The organism is Olivibacter sp. EAT-5, assembly GCF_044784325.1.
In the GTDB taxonomy this organism is placed as follows: Bacteria; Bacteroidota; Bacteroidia; order Sphingobacteriales; family Sphingobacteriaceae; genus Olivibacter; species Olivibacter oleidegradans.
The window spans coordinates 2,288,311-2,304,593 of sequence record NZ_CP173028.1; the positions used below are offsets into that span (position 1 = coordinate 2,288,311).

The following is a 16,283-nucleotide window of genomic DNA, read 5'->3' on the forward strand; positions in this document are numbered from 1 at the left end:
AGTTTTCTTTGTTACTTTCTTTTGAGGTAAAAGAAAGTAAAGTTCCTACCTACACATTTCCCCTCACTTCATACACGTTCAAACAAACTGCACCACCATAGGGCCCGGACGATCCAAATGAAGCTTCCGTATGAGAAACAAAAGCTGAAACGGGCAATAAATCGAAGGAAAAACCATCATAAACCCTAAAATGCAGCCTCCAAAGTTTTTGGCAGGCAGCGGCTAAGTAACTGTAGATGCGATGAAAAAAACTTTGCAGCTGCGAGTTTTCTTTGTTACTTTCTTTTGAGGTAAAAGAAAGTAAAAATTCCTTCCTACACATTTCCCCTCACTTCATACACGTTCATTTTGTAGCCTGCGCTATTAGTTTTAATATTGATTGTCGATCTAAGTAAGGAGTCATCTAAACGAACAGTTGTATGGGAACATTACCAAATACCGTAACTGCCCATAAATCATCGGTAAAAGCCGATGTCAGGTGCCGTAATTGCCACACTACAGATTGTTTTCGTATTAAAAGGGGAATATTCGCGAAATCAATCCTAGGGGTTTTTCCGCTCAAGCATTATCGTTGTCCACGATGTATGCGAACCTTTTACGTCTGGAGATAACCATACAGTCAAATCAAAATAGCGTAGCGCTATTTTTTACTCGATGAAATTGTTGTCTTCGTCGAGCCAATTATAAACCTAATGAGGGGAGGAACGAATGAATTTCAGAACAAATTGGTCCGCCATCTTTCAAGAGAAAAAAATGGCGGACCTCAAACCAACAACAATAACACCATTTGACGCAGACAGCTGTCGTAATGAATTAAATGAAGCTCAATTTTCGGAAGAAAAGGAAGAGTATGGTGACTTTGATATTAGTGACGATTACTTGATGCTTTTTGATGATTGAATGAAGGCGGCAGCGGTGTTTTCCAATCTTTAGAGAAATGAAAGCAAGTGAAGAGGCACTTTATGCCACCTATTCCATGATGCTCAAGCAAGGCTTTGAGTTATCAACCAAGTACGTAACCCGTAACTGGGGTATTTTGGCAGAGATACTGCCCATGTATCAGTATGGGTTTGCCAGAATCCACTATCCACATTTAATGAACCGGCTGGCATTAGGTGTCTTTAAAATTAGCCTATTAATAATAGCCGAAGGGAAGGCTCTGAAGCTGGAGATAAAAAAGACGGCTCATTTCAAGATTTTAACAGGGAATTTAGCATTGTATATAAACAACATTAATATAAACAAGGAATATCTGCTCGTCTCTGGCGACGAATTTGCAGTACAGGCGGGAGATTGCGGTCAGCTAGTATCCCATAATGGTCCTGCCGTGGTGCTTCAATTGGTTATCGATTAGCTTCTTGAATATAGCCTTCGAACCAACCAGCAGCCCTCGATCGTTCGATCGAGGGTCTTATATTAGTTCTCGATCTCAAATGCCTGCGCCTAAATCTCGTTTCTTCCCATAAACTCCCTGAAAACAGGTGTTTTTGTGTTTTTTTTGTGAGCTTTTTTGTGCAGATTCGTTTGTATGTATAAAAAACTATACAATTGTATACAATTTAGCACAAAAATACGTTCCCCTTATTAAATTTTCAGATGCATGTAAGCTGCAAAAGGAGGTTTTTTAATTCTGTGTTGTCAGTTGCGCAAATAGCTAAGTAATTGAGTGGAGGATTAGTTGGGGGTTCGGTCCACACTACTGAGTTTGGAGGCAAAAATAAAAAAGTTATATACAAAAACACCCAGTTCATATACATCACAGTATGTATATAAATGAGAATCGAAAGCTTTTCTTATTTTTGCCAATGATGAAGATTTGCGGTAAAAATTGAATAGTTCTTTGTTTTGGCATTTATTTTTTATTAAATTTTTGTTAAAATGATTGTTTTTATGAAAATTGATTAATTTGAGTGGATGGCACATTGTGGCGTGATAATTGTAAAAATGGCAGAACACAGGGAGTGTTTGTGAATTAGCCCTTACTTTGAGGGCCAATATAAAAGCTGTTAATGCGGCAAAATAAAAAATAAGAAAGAAGTCAACCCACAAACACGGCAATAAAGATGAGAATTTCGAAGAAGAAAGACCTTTTTGAAGAAATCCGGTTAAAATTAGTGTCGCAAGGTTTCCGCATTGTAGATCATGATGATCAGCAAGCATGGGGCGGATCATTATTGATTGACGAGGCGCAAGCCTCGATTTTTTTACAAACCTACTTCAAGCAGGCGGCGAGCATGGCGGAGGCTACCTTAAATCTACCTTTACGCCCTAAGCTTTTGGTGGTAGCGCCTCATCAGGCTATTTCTTGGCAGTATCATTTACGAAGGGCGGAATTATGGCAAGTAGTGCTGGGCGAAATAGGTGTAAAGCTAAGTGATAGCGATGAAGAGCCCGATCCCTATTTAAAGAAAAAAGGCGATTTCATTATGCTAGAGCCAGGTACGCGCCATCGTTTAGTAGGCTTACAAGACTGGGCGATTATTGCGCAGGTATGGCAGCATGTGGATGGCGAGCATCCTTCGGATGAGAGAGATATAGTAAGGTTATTGGATTGATAAAATATTTCTGAAAAATATACATGGATAAAAACGCTAAAATATATGTCGCAGGACATCGAGGCATGGTTGGCGGAGCCATCACTCGCAATCTAAAAAGCAGTGGATATAACAACATCATAGCTAGAAGCTCATCAGAACTTGACTTACGAAATCAGCAATCAGTTAGAGACTTTTTTGAGAAGGAGCGACCCGAGTACGTTTTTTTAGCAGCGGCAAAGGTTGGTGGAATATTGGCAAACAATACTTTCAGGGCTGATTTCTTATACGAGAACCTGATGATCGAAAGCAATGTCATTAAAGCCGCTTTTGATTTCAAAGTAAAGAAGCTTATATTTTTAGGAAGCAGTTGCATTTATCCCAAGATGGCCCCTCAGCCACTTAAGGAAGAGTACCTACTCACTGGTCTCCTAGAACAAACCAATGAACCTTATGCAATAGCAAAAATTGCCGGAATAAAGCTCTGCGAAACCTTCAGGGATCAATATGGAGCAAATTTCATCAGCGTTATGCCGACCAATCTATATGGTTTAGGTGATAATTACCATCCAGAGCACTCTCATGTACTACCCGCTTTAATTAGGCGTTTCCACGAAGCCAAAGAGAACAATTTACCGTCAGTTACTATTTGGGGAACAGGAACGCCCAAACGAGAATTCCTATATTCTGAAGATTTAGCCGAAGCTTGCATTTACCTGATGTTGAACTATGAAGAAAAGGAATTAATTAACATCGGTACAGGTGAGGACTTATCTATTAAAGAACTTGCGGAATTGGTAAAAGAAACGGTCGGGTATAAAGGCGAGCTTGTTTTTGATCCTACTAAACCGGACGGCACTCCTCGCAAGTTGATGGATGTATCAAAATTGAACGGTTTGGGTTGGAAACACCATACATCCTTGGCAGAAGGTTTAAAGAAAGCATATAAGGATTTTTTAGAAACCGCTGTATTAGCAGAAAGGTAAACATAAGGTATTTGAATTCACTATAATATTGTAATTAAGGATATGAAGACAGCATTAATCACTGGAGTGAATGGGCAAGATGGAGCCTATTTGGCAGAACTCTTATTAGAAAAAGGATACATGGTTCACGGTATAAAACGTAGATCGTCGTTAATCAATACTGACAGAATTGATCATTTATACCAAGATCCTCATAGCAAAGATGTAAAGTTCAAGCTTCATTATGGGGATATGACAGATAGCACCAACTTGATCCGTATAATTCAAGAAACGCAACCGGATGAAATTTACAATCTGGCGGCAATGAGCCATGTAAAAGTAAGTTTCGATACACCGGAGTACACTGCTAACGCAGATGGTATAGGAACTTTACGGATATTGGAAGCAATTCGTATCTTAGGTTTGGAGAAGAAAACACGCATTTATCAGGCTTCAACTTCTGAACTTTACGGTTTAGTTCAGGCAGTGCCTCAATCTGAAACTACCCCTTTTTATCCTAGAAGCCCTTATGCTGTAGCCAAGCTATATGCCTATTGGATCACAGTGAATTACCGTGAAGCTTACAAAATGTTTGCTTGCAACGGAATTCTGTTTAATCATGAAAGCCCTTTGCGCGGAGAAACGTTTGTTACGAGAAAAATAACAAGAGCGGTTGCTGCAATTGCGTTAGGCCTTCAAGAGAAAATGTTCTTGGGAAATTTAGATGCTAGAAGAGACTGGGGACATGCGAAAGATTATGTGAAAGCTATGTGGTTAATCCTTCAGCAAGAAAAGCCTGAGGATTATGTGATTGCTACCGGTATCACGACGCCTGTGCGCGACTTTGTTAAAATGGCTTTTGCAGAAGTAGGCGCCGAAGTAGAATTTAAAGGAGAAGGCGTGGATGAAAAAGGATATATTAAATCAATTTCTAATCCTGAATTCAAATTTGTCGTTGGCCAAGAAGTCGTATCTGTAGACCCTGCTTATTTCCGGCCAACTGAGGTGGAACTATTAATAGGTGATCCTACTAAATCGAAGACAAAATTAGGATGGGAGCCTGAATACGATTTAGCGGCGCTTTGTAAAGAGATGGTTGCTAGTGACGTCGAAATTTTCAAGAAAGACAATACAACACAATGGGAGCATTTAGTAGGGTAGATTAGAAAAGTTAATAGAAAGCTTTGGCACAATCCGGACAAACAAGTTTAGCAAAACTGACGATGATTTATGTCATCGGTAATTTCTCGTCGAAAATATTCTCTTTTCTTCTTGTATTTGTCATGACTTATTTTTTGACAAGAGAGGAAATTGGGCAATACGACTTAATTATAACGACCGCATCCTTTATTGTTCCTTGTGTTTCTTTACTAATTGATGGCGCCGTCCTAAGGTGGCTATTAGACGATCCCAGTGAAGAAAACAGAAAAAAGGTGTTGGGGAATGCCTTTGTTATGCTTGGATTCAATGTATTGATCTACTCGGTACTTTTTTGGGTACTGTATCAAATAACCGATATAAAGTATGCAGAGTATTTGTATTTACTTACATTATTCCAAATTTGTTTGCCGGTCCTTCAACAAGGAGCAAGAGGAATAGGAAAAAACAAATTGTATGCAACCATTGGCGTTGTGTACTCTTTTCTTAACGTTATTTCAACAGTAGTTTTCCTTGTAGTAATAAAAACTGGCGTTGAGGGTGTGCTTATAGCAAACATAATTTCCGTAGCTCTAGTTGTCGCTTACCTTTTGATCAGGTTGGGTTGGATTAAATATATTTCTTTCAAATACTTTGATCGAGATTTTTTAAAAACGCTTGTTGTATATTCATTACCACTCTTACCAAATAGCTTGAGCTGGTGGTTAGTAGGCTCTGCTACACGATACACAATTTTGTTATATCTTGGTGTTCAGAGCAACGGAATATTTGCAATCTCTTATAAATATCCCACTATTCTGCTTGTGCTTTCAAATGTTTTTAACTTAGCGTGGCAGGAAAAAGCGATTAAGGAAGCTAAAAGTGAACAGTTGGAACAGCGTTTTTCAGACACTTTGGAAAAGTACGCGAAATTTTTACTTTGTCTAATAATTGTTCTGTCTTGCACGTCAAGGTTTTTTATTGAAAACTTCGTTAGCAAGGAGTTTGTTGAGGCGTGGAAGTATATGCCTATCCTGTTATACGCAGTTTTTTTGCAGGCTATTTCAGCGTTTTATGGAGCTTCGTATTTAAGTACGAAAAAAACTGTTGGAGTATTTACTTCTTCTCTTACAGGAGGTCTAGTTACGGTATTAACTTCTTTTCCTCTTACTAAACTGTATGGACTTTACGGAGTTTCTTTTTCAATTCTCCTTGGTTATTTTATAATGTTAGCCATTAGAATTAAGCAGACAAAAAGCTTTATAAACGTTAAGTTTCCTACAGTGCTTGTAGGCGGATTGACTTTGATGTTTCTATTTGTTAGTGCGAGTAACTATTACTATCGTGATAGTCTATTTGTACTTTGCCTCATCCTATCTCTTTCGTTGGTGGTTTTTTTAAATAAGAGTTACATTAATAAAATTAAAACAAAATTCAATAATGGCAGATAATAAATACGGAGTAATGGCCTGTTCTAGGCCTCTTACTAACATTGGTGATTTCGTGCAAGCAATTGCCGCTAGACAATTTTTACCAAGTGTCGATGCATATTGCGACAGGGAAGAGCTCAATACTTATAATGGCGAAAAGGTAAAAATGATTATGAATGGATGGTACATGCACAATGCTGACAATTGGCCCCCATCTGATAAAATTGATCCTTTATATGTGTCAATGCATATAAACTCATCTGTTTATTCACCAATGACAACAGAGAAAAGTGTGGAGCATTTTAAAGCACATTCTCCAATAGGGTGCAGAGACAAAGCAACTGCAAGATTGTTGCAATCTAAAGGTATTGATGCATATTTTTCAGGATGCTTAACGCTGACTCTTGGTAAAACCTATAAGAGGGAAACAGTTACGGATGACATTTTTATTGTTGACCCATTATTCCACTATTGGTCCTTAGGAACAATGCTAAAAAATCCAAGAAAGTTAATTGGCCGTATAATGAAAGGTCGGTTTACGGACTTTCTATTAAAAAACAAAGTGCTAGAGGGAAATTTTGCCAAGGATATCTTAGAGAATGGTAAACAGTTGACACAAGTTATGCCTATGACAGATGTTGAAACCAGTTTTAAGATTGCCGATGAGTATCTTAAAAAATTATGCAGCGCGAAACTTGTTCTAACATCTCGCATTCATTGCGCGTTACCCTGTTTAGCAATGGGTACTCCGGTGATTTTCCTAAATGGAGGCTTTGAAAACAAAAACAACCAATTTACTAGTAGGTTTGAAGGCCTGATAGACTTTTTTAACAGAATTGACATTGACAAAAACGGAAACATTACACGTAATTTCGATTTTGAAGGAAAATTGTCTGCCAATAATTTTATAGCAAATAAGACCGATCATATTAAATACGCGAACGATTTGATCGATCGGTGTGAGAAGTTTGTAAACAGTTGAGAGCAACGGTGTGGATCAGTTACTATTTGTTTAAGACGCTTATATGAAGAATAATTTGCTATTAATAACGAGGAGATTTCCTTATTTTAAAACTGAAGCTTTTTTAGAATCCGAAATTAATATACTGTCGGAATACTTTGAAACTATTCAGATATTTCCTTCGGAAATTTCGGTTTTCCGGAGGGAGGTTCCGGCTAATGTGCGTGTGGGAAAGGAGCTTGCAGCAATTTTTAAACGAAAAGTGGCAAGGGCAATAATCACGTTGTGTTCTGGCATGTTTTATAAATGTTTATGGGACCATCGTAGTAAGGTTTCTACCTACAAAGATTTTTTGTTAGTGTTTCATTTTACTTCACGAGTCGTTGCTTTTCGAAAATTTTTTCTCAATAATATTGAACTTTTTAATGATTATAAGATCATATACACTTATTGGTTTAGCGAATCAACATATACGCTTTTGAAACTTCGGCAGAAGCTAAATCTTGATATTAAAATTGTCTCACGAGCACATAGGTATGATATATATGAAGAAGGAATAGACACTTTGCAATTTTGGCCGTATAGGAAGTTTTGTTTGGAGAACGTCGATCAAGTTTATTCTGTATCTGACGATGGCAAAACATTTTTAGAGCAACGATACGGAATTAAAGATAAGGTTAGTGTTTCCAGATTGGGTGTTTTCGATAGGAACCAGATCTCTCTGACGTCAGAGAATGGGCAATTATCAATAGTTTCTGTGTCTAGAGTGGAAGGGCTCAAGAGAGTTGAATTGATATTTAGATCGCTTTTAGAATTTTCAGAAAGAAATCCTACTCTGAAGATAAAGTGGACACACTTTGGTGCCGGTTCTCTTTTTGACAGTTTAAAATCTCTTGTCGATTCAACCAATTCTTACAACTTGATAGTGGATTTACGAGGTAACGTTAAGAACCAAGAGATTTACGATTTTTACGGTAGTGCTCCTGTTGATTTGTTTGTTAATCTAAGTACATCCGAAGGAATACCTGTGTCGATAATGGAAGCACAGTCGTTCGGCATTCCTGTTGTTGCGACTGATGTGGGTGGCACTAAAGAAATTGTAGACAACTCGACAGGGAAGCTATTGCCTTTAAACATCGATATCCAAAGTGTTTGCGTAGCTATAGAGCAGCTAATAAGTAGTACAATAAGGAGAGAACAGGTGAAACAAATATGGAACTCAAAATACAACGCAAAGATGAATTACCATGGTTTTGCGAGAACGCTGTCTGGTTTATCGAAAGCGACAAAGTAATATAATATATTTAAAATGGCAAAAAAAATACTATTCATACTTGCTACGCAGTATGATAATATGGGTGATCTTTTAATTAACAAGTGTTTAGTAGATGAATTGGCGAACTATGGTGAAGTCTATATAGATTCGAAGAACGCATCTAAAGAATTTGTCAATATATTAATTGATAATCCAAAAGTACATCAGTTGTCTGATATTAGTACAATCAGTTTAAAAGGAAAAGGGCTACTATTGCTTCCTTTTCTTAAGAACTTTAGATTTACGCATCTTTTTAAAAGCCCTGGTCCTTTTGGGGGAGCCTCATCTTTGTCGGAGGCATTACGGTACCTTATATTTTATTACATTTTTGCTGTAATGAAATCTCGACAATGTTTATCTTTCTTGGTTGGAGTGGATTTGATTGTAAAATCTTTATTCGATAGCAAACTGCAAAAGTTATATGCTAGCGTACTGAAAGGAATTTATGTGCGAAGTATTGCGAATCGTGATTTACTACAGGGTATAGATATATTGAACGCCAAATACTTTCCAGACTTGTGTTTTTTAATGAGAGAAAAGGTAATCTTATCAGATAATAGAAGTAAAGTTGGGATTTCTTTTAGAGACCTGAAAAATGATGAACTAAATAAGGTTATATTTGAATCCGTACGGACATATTCAGAGTTTTTTATTGAAAAGGGATTTGATGTCGTTGTATTTTATCAGGTGGAGCGGGATCGCGAATTCAACAAGCGACTTTACGATAGTATAAATGGAGAGCATAGTGATAAAGTTTTGTTTAACGAAAAGTGTCTCCATTGGAATGACAGAGATTTTTATAATGAGTTTTTAAGCTTGATAAGCAATAGGCTTCATGTTTTGCTACTTTCGCAAATTTATGAAGCGATTCCAATTGCAATAACCGATGGAAATGCGAAAACTTCTAAAATAGATAACATATATAGTAGTATAGGCCTTGACAAATTGGTGTTCCACTCAAGTTTGACATTTGAAACGCTCAATAAAACTTTCAATGAGAGTTCACTTCTTGTAGAGGAAATTAAAAAGGTAAACTATTTTCAATATAATTTAGCTAAGGACTCAATGAGTGAAATATTTACTAATTAATCCTTCGCAAAGAGAATTGAAAACACGATTAAAGGATATTCACGGAGATAGTATAGATGTATAAGATAATTGGTTTTATTTGCATAGCGTGCTTTCTATATGTGTTTACTTGCCCAATACCTATAGCTTTGCAAGTTTCCTTTGCCGTTAATTTGTTGGTGTTTAGTTTTCTTCTCTACAAATCAAGTGCTCGACCAGAGTTTAATCCGTTTTTGATTTGCACCTACATATTTTATCTATTATTTTTCTTCGTAGCACCTTTAGTCCAACTTTCAGTAAATCAGGGTAATTTGGTTAATGGAACATTGTTTAGGCTGGATAATGCGATACTAACAAATATTATTATTCTATTATCTTTTGTTACCATTTATACTGTAAACGTTAACGTTAATCAGTCGCGATATTTTAAAGAGAAAGTGGATTATCTAGGTATTGCTTCAGATATGGGATCACTCAATATCAAAGTTCTTTTTGTTTTAGTAGGCGTTGTTGTCTGTATTTCTGTCCCTTTTCTTTTGAGCTCCATTCAAGGTGAAAGCCAGTTCGATTTTAAGGAAGAACGTTCTTCTAGTTTAATAGTCAAGAAATTTTTATTGATGATCCCATTCGCTGCACTATTAAGGTTAATGTCGGAAAAGAAAGCAATTGCGAAATCAAAATTCATTATTTTATTCTGTGTGCTATTGATGTGTGTTTTTATCGTGAAAAACCCGATTACTGAAAAACGGAATGCCATTGGTCCGATGTATATGACTATTTTGTTTTTTCTTTTCGAAGACTTCTTCAAGAAGAGGAAGAACTTTTTTATAACGTTTTTTTCCGTATTCGTGGTACTTTTTCCCCTTTCATCTCTTTTTACACATAAAAGCGGTACATTAAATGAGAAATGGAATGGATTTGTTACAACAATAACTAGTATTGATAAAATAGGCGATGTAGTATATGCGCACTTTCTTGAAATTCACTATGATGCTTGGTCAGTTGTTTCGAACTGCATTACCTATGTTGAGATTTACGGTTATTCACTTGGCAAGCTTTTGTTGGGGTCTATTTTCTTTTTTGTTCCAAGATCTGTGTGGGCGACAAAACCATATGGTTCTGGGCAAACAGTTGTAGAGGGTTACATATATCGTTATGGACCTGATTTTACAAATATTTCCTTTCCCTATCCTGCAGAGGGATATATAAATTTTGGGTTATTAGGAGTCATAGTATTTTGTATCGCACTAGCTTTATATTTCTCAAAACTTCAGTTTAATATTTTAAAGCATGATGGCCGCTTCTACAGTGCTGTTTACTTTTCCTTTTATCTTTTCTTTTTACTAAGAGGCGACCTAATGAATGGCATAGCATATTACGTAGGTTTTTTAGCTGCATGTTTTGTGGTTGACAGAATAGCATATAGAAAAAGAAGTATCAGTTAAGAAAATTATGAAGACTAGAATTGCAATATTACAACCTTTAGTTCCTCATTATCGAGAAGAATTTTTTGAGCAACTTAGTCAACAATTCGATGTGGACATTTATTGTTACGAAACCCAAAAGAAATCTGATTCTGCCAATTTCAGTGTAACAAATAATATATCAGTTAAATATATCAAGTCATTTAGCCTGGCAAAATTTCTTGTATTTAATCCATTAGTTTTCTTAAAAAGAGAATATTCCGTCGTTATATTAATGCTACATTTTGGGCATTTGACTACATGGTTTTTATTGTTGACAAAGCTACTGCATAAGAGAAAAATTGTTTTATGGGGGCATGGCATTTCTGTTAAAAGGTATTTGAAAGAGGAACAAAAACCGAGCAGATTATTGAGCTATATGATCAGTCTATCGGATTCTGTCTGGTATTATACATTTAGGGAGAAAGCTATTTGGGAAAAAAATTCAGTTGAAAAGGGTGTAAGTCTTAACAATACCATATCAGGTATTAGTAGGATTCTTGAGATGATCGAATTTGACAAAGACTCCTTAAAAAAAAGGTATAAGATAGAACATTCGACTGTGTTTATTTATTGTGCAAGGTTTAACGAACCATTAAGACGGGTTGACATTCTAATTGAAACGATTAAAAGATTAGATAGCTCTCAGTACGGATTTATTATTATTGGTGAGGGATATTTGAAACCTGATTTTTCATCGTTTAAGAATGTATATGATTTTGGGGCAGTTTATGAAAGTGCAATAAAGGATGACTTGTTCCAGCTAGCGGATATTTATTTTCAACCAGGTTGGGTTGGGTTGTCAATTGTCGAAGCGTTGGCTTATGGTAAACCTATATTTACTTTCCGTAGATCGGAGGATTTTAGACAATGTGTGGAATATGCTTATATTAAAGACGGCGTTAATGGTAAACTCTTCGATTCACTTAAGGAATTTCTGGAGTATGTTAATAGTCTTAATATCAAAGATATTGAGGAAATGTCTAAGCAAGCAAGAATGTTTGCTAAGAATAACCTTTCAATGGATTTTATGGTGAATAACGCAGTTAACTCGGTAAATCGGATTATTTCAACTAAATAATACATTGATGCGAATAGTCATAAATACATCTAACATTAAACAAAGTGGTGCTTTGCAAGTAACTTTGTCGTTCATAGAAGAACTCAAAAATATAAAGAAACATGCTTACTTGATATTGCTCTCATCACAGGTTAAATCACAGATAGATATGACCTCGTTCCCAGACAATTTCCGGTTCGTGGAAGTGTCGTTTGTTCCTCCTTTTACAAAAGGTTATTTGTCTTATCGAAAAGAATTAGCTATATTAATAAATGAGGAGAACCCTGATTGTGTCTTCTCTATATTCGGTCCAACTTATTGGAAACCTTCTATACCACATATTTATGGTTTTGCGTATCCATGGGCAATTAATCAGGATTCAAAGTTTATCAAAGCACTTCCATTAAAGCAATGGCTTAAACAACGGTTAGAAGTAGCTTTTAAGACATTTTTCATGAAACGAGAAGCTGATTTATATGTTGTTGAAACGAAAGATGTTAAAAGTCGTTTGACAAAACATTTATCTATTCCTGAATCTCAGATTGAAGTTGTCAGTAATACGTTCAACCATTATTTTGACAGTTATAAGTATGAAGAACAAGTTAAACTAATAGATCGAGAAAAAGGTGATGAGTTTCGCTTATTAACCGTCTCTTCTAATTTCCCTCATAAAAATTTATCAATAATAAAAGATGTTTCGTTAGAGTTGCAAAACAGGGGGTATAACAACTTCCATTTTTATGTTACAATTCCACCTAAGGATGGAACTTTGCTTTTTGGTTCTAATTCCAATATACATTGTTTAGGAACAGTAAAGGCTTCCGAATGCCCAAGGTTATATGCAGAGTGTGATGCAATGTTTTTGCCGACTCAGTTGGAATGCTTCACTGCGACATATCCAGAGGCAATGAAGATGAGAAAGCCTATAGTAACTTCGAATTTGGACTTTGCTAAAGCAATTTGTGGTGATGCAGCTATGTACTTCGATCCTTTTAGCCCAAAGAGTATTGCCGATATACTTATTCGTCTTAAATCCGATGAAAGTGTGTATAAAGAACTCGTCGAAAAGGGACTCGAGATTTTAAAAACTATCCCGTCAGCTGCAGAGCGGGCTTCTCAATATATAAGTATATGTGAACGGTTTAAAAGAAGTACATGAGAAATAATATAAATAAAGAGTCAAAGGTCGATTTAGGCGCATTCAATGCCTCTGCCGGACTTGATCGTGGCGCAAGCAGGTTTAAGGAAATTTTGTGGTATTGTGTCAAGGTTCTTTTTTTTCTTTCTTCAATTCCCTTTCCTAACGGCTTCAAAAGGAAGATTCTAATTTGGTTCGGTGCAAAAATAGGGAGGGGTTTGGTGATAAAGCCTAGAGTTAACATACACTTTCCTTGGAAAATGGTTGCAGGACAGAATTTATGGCTAGGAGAAGAAGTTTTTATTCTAAATTTTGAAGGTGTTTCGATTGGTGACAATGTTTGTATAAGTCAGCGCTCATTTTTGTGTGGAGGCAATCACAATTATAGAGAATTTAATATGCCTTATAAAAATGGGCCTATAGTATTGGATAGTGGGTGTTGGGTTGGCGCCTCTTGTTTTGTAGGACCGAATGTCGAAATTGCTACCGATACTATAATTGCGGCAGGGTCTGTAATTACAAAGTCAACTGAGGGAAATAGTATATATCGAGGCAACCCAGCCGTACGTGTAAGTACACGGTGGAAAGATTAAAATAAAGAAAAAAAACTTTCTACTATTTATGTAGTAGAGTAAAGAGTTTGTATATATTATCGCATGAGAATACTGATTTTTGGCATTAACGTATCCACCCTATGGTCCACGTCTATGAATAGTGTTATGTTGTTTCTAGCTTTGCTGTATGAGCAAAGAAGAAAAAAGATCGCAGATGCTATCGGTGATAGCAGATTGGCAGCAGAGCGGGAAAAGTAAGAAGGCTTACTGTTTGGAGAAAGGTATCAATGAAGCTACGTTTTATTACTGGTTTTCGCGCAGCAAAGAAAACGACACGTGCAGCGGTCGCTTTGTAGCAATGGAAAAGTCCGTCAAGAAAAGCGAAGTTGAAGTTATCTATCCCAATGGGGTGCGGATCAAGGTAGATACCGATCTTGGTTTACTTTCCCGGCTGATCCGTCTTTACTGATATGTTTTCATTGGGGTCCTCTCACCGGTTCTACCTCTACGATGGGCATTGCGACATGCGCAAATCATTTGACGGACTCTGCGGGCTGGTGATTTCGGTGATGAATCGGCAGCCGACCAGCGGTGAGGTATTTGTGTTTTTGAACCGTAGCCGTACCCATATCAAACTTCTGCACTGGGAACACGGCGGCTTTGTCCTTTATTACAAACGGCTGGAGCAGGGTACTTTTGGTACATCCTCACTTAAAAAAGGTGAACTGTCATGGAGCGATCTGGTATTGCTCATCGAGGGCGTCCAGGTTGTAAAATGCATACAGAAAAAACGCTATTCATTGCCACAAAAACAGCTTTTCTGATTGCAGGAACGCAGCTAAAACCGTATCTTTAGGGTATGGAAACAGCGCTGGAAAATCTATCAAAAGAGGAGCTTTTGGAGCTTGTTTCCACCCAGACCCTACAGATATCGTCGCTTTCCGAAGACCGGGAATCGCTGTCCCGGGAATCATCTGTAAAAGACGAAAAGATCGAATATCTGGAGTCCCAGCTTGCCATGTACAGGCGTATGCAGTTCGGCCAGAAGCGCGAACGCTTTGAAGGCGATCCCAACCAGACTGCACTCCCGTTTGAGGCAGAGCCTATAGCAGTAGAGCAGCAACAGGAGGAAATCAAACAAAAGATCGAGTATACCCGCAAACGCCCAAAGCATAAGGGACGTGCGAAGTTACCTGAACATCTATCTGTAGAAGAGATCAAGATCTATCCCGAAGGAGACCTGTCGGAAATGGTCTGCATCGGAAAAGAGATCACCGAGGAACTGGAGTGCGAGCCTGCAAAGTTTTATATCAAACGCTATATCCGCTATAAATACACGCCTAAAAAGGGAGATGGCGTACGTATCGGCGAACTTCCAGAGCGTGTCATCGACAGAGGTATCCCCGGAGCAGGCCTGTTGGCGATGATACTGACAGGAAAATACGTCGATCATCTCCCCCTGTACCGCCAGAAACAGATCTTCGCCAGAGAGAACATACAGATCGCTTCTTCAACGATCGAAGGATGGACAAAGGAATCCCTGATAAAACTCCAGCCGCTTTATGAACAGCTTGTTTTTGACATAAAGTCAAAAGGATATCTGCAGGTGGATGAAACCAGAATAAAAGTATTGGACAGTGACAAAAAGGGCGCTGCCCACCAGGGCTGGTATTGGGTGTACCATGCCCCGCTGGACGGTATGGTGCTGTTCGACTACCAGCCCACGCGCGGGCAGGTGGCCGCAAAGAAGCTGCTGGATACCTTCAAAGGCTACCTGCAGAGTGATGGGTACAAGGTCTACGAAAAGTATGGGCAGAAAAAAGATGTTACGCATCTGGCCTGCTGGGCACACACAAGAAGGGAATTCGAGCGTGCTTTGGATAATGACCGCCCAAGGGCAGAAAAAGCACTTCTGATGATACAGGGGCTCTATAAGATTGAACGAAGGGCAAAAGAAGAACAGCTTACCGCAGAGCAGGTCAAAGAACTGCGTCTTGAAGAATCCCTGCCCATCATCAACGAACTGGGCAAATGGATCTTTCAGGAGATAAAAAGCACACTCCCCAAAAGCCAGCTCGGTAAAGCAATGGCTTACGCATACTCCAGATGGGATGCCCTCTTAGCCTACCTGTATGATGGGAATCTGCAGATCGATACAAACCAATGCGAAAATGCCCTTAGACCCTGTTGTCTGGGTCGCAAGAACTACTTATTTGCAGGTAGCCATCAGGCAGCACAACGGGCCGCTATGATCTATTCCTTCTTTGCTATATGTAAAAAGCATGAAGTCAATCCGTTCCAATGGCTGAAGCATACTCTGCTAAATATTGCATCAATAAACCATAAAAACATAAAAGATCTGTATCCGCAGAACTATAAACAAATTATGCTCAAATCAAACACGTAGTCCATAGGACGGATACATAAGACCGGTTGCTCTGGGCCGGAAAAACTACCTCTTCGCAGGTAGCCATGAGGCAGCACAGCGATCGGCAATGATCTACTCGTTCTTCGCTATCTGCAAGAAGCATGAGGTAAACCCCTTCAAATGGCTAAAGCATACTTTGCTCAACATACCCGCCATCAACCATAAGAATCTAAAAGATCTTTACCCGCAGAACTATAAACAAATTAGCGACAAATCAAATATGTAGTTCG

17 protein-coding genes and 1 pseudogene are annotated in these 16,283 nt (G+C 38.0%); 17 read left to right on the forward strand and 1 reads right to left on the reverse strand.

The genetic code is table 11. The features are described from left to right. Window positions 1–49: 49 nt before the first annotated feature. Window positions 50–322 (reverse strand): hypothetical protein, encoded by a 273-nt coding sequence (locus ACH11B_RS09415; protein ID WP_377613345.1) that lies wholly within the window; start codon window positions 320–322, stop codon window positions 50–52. Window positions 323–708: 386 nt separating this feature from the next. On the opposite strand from ACH11B_RS09415, the gene ACH11B_RS09420 reads away from it, so the two are divergent. The 17 genes and pseudogenes from ACH11B_RS09420 to ACH11B_RS09500 all read left to right on the forward strand — a co-directional run. After that, on the forward strand, window positions 709–900 hold the full coding sequence (locus ACH11B_RS09420) for a hypothetical protein (RefSeq protein ID WP_377613346.1): 192 nt from the start codon (window positions 709–711) through the stop codon (window positions 898–900). Between the two features lie 37 nt (window positions 901–937). Then, a complete protein-coding gene (locus ACH11B_RS09425) occupies window positions 938–1,354 on the forward strand; it encodes a hypothetical protein (protein WP_377613347.1) in 417 nt (138 codons plus the stop codon). A 709-nt stretch (window positions 1,355–2,063) separates the two neighbouring features. Further along, window positions 2,064–2,555, forward strand: coding sequence for a cupin domain-containing protein (locus ACH11B_RS09430; protein WP_377613348.1), 492 nt, complete (start codon window positions 2,064–2,066; stop codon window positions 2,553–2,555). A gap of 23 nt (window positions 2,556–2,578) precedes the next feature. Then, window positions 2,579–3,520 carry a GDP-L-fucose synthase family protein gene (locus ACH11B_RS09435; RefSeq protein ID WP_377613349.1) on the forward strand — a complete coding sequence of 314 codons (942 nt, stop codon included), beginning with the start codon at window positions 2,579–2,581 and terminating at the stop codon, window positions 3,518–3,520. Between the two features lie 42 nt (window positions 3,521–3,562). Continuing rightward, window positions 3,563–4,660, forward strand: coding sequence for a GDP-mannose 4,6-dehydratase (gene gmd / locus ACH11B_RS09440; protein ID WP_377613350.1), 1,098 nt, complete (start codon window positions 3,563–3,565; stop codon window positions 4,658–4,660). A 23-nt stretch (window positions 4,661–4,683) separates the two neighbouring features. Further along, window positions 4,684–6,087, forward strand: a complete 1,404-nt coding sequence (locus ACH11B_RS09445) for a lipopolysaccharide biosynthesis protein (RefSeq protein ID WP_377613351.1) — start codon at window positions 4,684–4,686, stop codon at window positions 6,085–6,087. Then, window positions 6,077–7,048 carry a polysaccharide pyruvyl transferase family protein gene (locus tag ACH11B_RS09450; RefSeq protein ID WP_377613352.1) on the forward strand — a complete coding sequence of 324 codons (972 nt, stop codon included), beginning with the start codon at window positions 6,077–6,079 and terminating at the stop codon, window positions 7,046–7,048. The genes ACH11B_RS09445 and ACH11B_RS09450 overlap by 11 nt, the downstream gene beginning before the upstream one ends. A 43-nt stretch (window positions 7,049–7,091) precedes the next feature. Then, window positions 7,092–8,321, forward strand: coding sequence for a glycosyltransferase (locus ACH11B_RS09455; RefSeq protein ID WP_377613353.1), 1,230 nt, complete (start codon window positions 7,092–7,094; stop codon window positions 8,319–8,321). Between the two features lie 15 nt (window positions 8,322–8,336). Continuing rightward, window positions 8,337–9,431, forward strand: coding sequence for a hypothetical protein (locus tag ACH11B_RS09460; protein WP_377613354.1), 1,095 nt, complete (start codon window positions 8,337–8,339; stop codon window positions 9,429–9,431). Between the two features lie 128 nt (window positions 9,432–9,559). Then, a complete protein-coding gene (locus ACH11B_RS09465) occupies window positions 9,560–10,855 on the forward strand; it encodes a hypothetical protein (RefSeq protein WP_377613355.1) in 1,296 nt (431 codons plus the stop codon). A gap of 7 nt (window positions 10,856–10,862) precedes the next feature. Continuing rightward, window positions 10,863–11,954: a glycosyltransferase gene (locus ACH11B_RS09470; RefSeq protein WP_377613356.1), complete on the forward strand. Its 1,092-nt coding sequence runs from the start codon at window positions 10,863–10,865 to the stop codon at window positions 11,952–11,954. A 7-nt stretch (window positions 11,955–11,961) separates the two neighbouring features. Then, the gene (locus ACH11B_RS09475) at window positions 11,962–13,092 is read left to right on the forward strand and encodes a glycosyltransferase (RefSeq protein ID WP_377613357.1); all 1,131 of its coding nucleotides are present in this window, start codon (window positions 11,962–11,964) and stop codon (window positions 13,090–13,092) included. Beyond that, window positions 13,089–13,664: a WcaF family extracellular polysaccharide biosynthesis acetyltransferase gene (locus ACH11B_RS09480; RefSeq protein ID WP_377613358.1), complete on the forward strand. Its 576-nt coding sequence runs from the start codon at window positions 13,089–13,091 to the stop codon at window positions 13,662–13,664. The genes ACH11B_RS09475 and ACH11B_RS09480 overlap by 4 nt, the downstream gene beginning before the upstream one ends. Window positions 13,665–13,812: 148 nt before the next feature. Continuing rightward, window positions 13,813–14,094 carry an IS66 family insertion sequence element accessory protein TnpA gene (gene tnpA, locus ACH11B_RS09485; protein WP_041387005.1) on the forward strand — a complete coding sequence of 94 codons (282 nt, stop codon included), beginning with the start codon at window positions 13,813–13,815 and terminating at the stop codon, window positions 14,092–14,094. A gap of 1 nt (window position 14,095) precedes the next feature. Beyond that, window positions 14,096–14,449, forward strand: coding sequence for an IS66 family insertion sequence element accessory protein TnpB (gene tnpB / locus ACH11B_RS09490; RefSeq protein WP_013668143.1), 354 nt, complete (start codon window positions 14,096–14,098; stop codon window positions 14,447–14,449). A gap of 35 nt (window positions 14,450–14,484) precedes the next feature. Next, window positions 14,485–16,032, forward strand: a complete 1,548-nt coding sequence (gene tnpC / locus ACH11B_RS09495) for an IS66 family transposase (protein WP_134089258.1) — start codon at window positions 14,485–14,487, stop codon at window positions 16,030–16,032. 16 nt (window positions 16,033–16,048) lie between these two features. After that, a pseudogene (locus ACH11B_RS09500) lies at window positions 16,049–16,279 on the forward strand (IS66 family transposase); the annotation flags it as partial. Between the last annotated feature and the right edge of the window lie 4 nt (window positions 16,280–16,283).

Excerpts from the sequence above, each read along its gene's own strand:
- ACH11B_RS09415 (WP_377613345.1), bottom strand. The coding sequence starts at position 322 with ATGTGTAGGAAGGAATTTTTACTTTCTTTTACCTCAAAAGAAAGTAAC.
- ACH11B_RS09420 (WP_377613346.1), top strand. The coding sequence starts at position 709 with ATGAATTTCAGAACAAATTGGTCCGCCATCTTTCAAGAGAAAAAAATG.
- ACH11B_RS09425 (WP_377613347.1), top strand. The coding sequence starts at position 938 with ATGAAAGCAAGTGAAGAGGCACTTTATGCCACCTATTCCATGATGCTC.
- ACH11B_RS09430 (WP_377613348.1), top strand. The coding sequence starts at position 2,064 with ATGAGAATTTCGAAGAAGAAAGACCTTTTTGAAGAAATCCGGTTAAAA.
- ACH11B_RS09435 (WP_377613349.1), top strand. The coding sequence starts at position 2,579 with ATGGATAAAAACGCTAAAATATATGTCGCAGGACATCGAGGCATGGTT.
- gmd (WP_377613350.1), top strand. The coding sequence starts at position 3,563 with ATGAAGACAGCATTAATCACTGGAGTGAATGGGCAAGATGGAGCCTAT.
- ACH11B_RS09450 (WP_377613352.1), top strand. The coding sequence starts at position 6,077 with ATGGCAGATAATAAATACGGAGTAATGGCCTGTTCTAGGCCTCTTACT.
- ACH11B_RS09455 (WP_377613353.1), top strand. The coding sequence starts at position 7,092 with ATGAAGAATAATTTGCTATTAATAACGAGGAGATTTCCTTATTTTAAA.
- ACH11B_RS09460 (WP_377613354.1), top strand. The coding sequence starts at position 8,337 with ATGGCAAAAAAAATACTATTCATACTTGCTACGCAGTATGATAATATG.
- ACH11B_RS09470 (WP_377613356.1), top strand. The coding sequence starts at position 10,863 with ATGAAGACTAGAATTGCAATATTACAACCTTTAGTTCCTCATTATCGA.
- ACH11B_RS09475 (WP_377613357.1), top strand. The coding sequence starts at position 11,962 with ATGCGAATAGTCATAAATACATCTAACATTAAACAAAGTGGTGCTTTG.
- ACH11B_RS09480 (WP_377613358.1), top strand. The coding sequence starts at position 13,089 with ATGAGAAATAATATAAATAAAGAGTCAAAGGTCGATTTAGGCGCATTC.
- tnpA (WP_041387005.1), top strand. The coding sequence starts at position 13,813 with ATGAGCAAAGAAGAAAAAAGATCGCAGATGCTATCGGTGATAGCAGAT.
- tnpB (WP_013668143.1), top strand. The coding sequence starts at position 14,096 with ATGTTTTCATTGGGGTCCTCTCACCGGTTCTACCTCTACGATGGGCAT.
- tnpC (WP_134089258.1), top strand. The coding sequence starts at position 14,485 with ATGGAAACAGCGCTGGAAAATCTATCAAAAGAGGAGCTTTTGGAGCTT.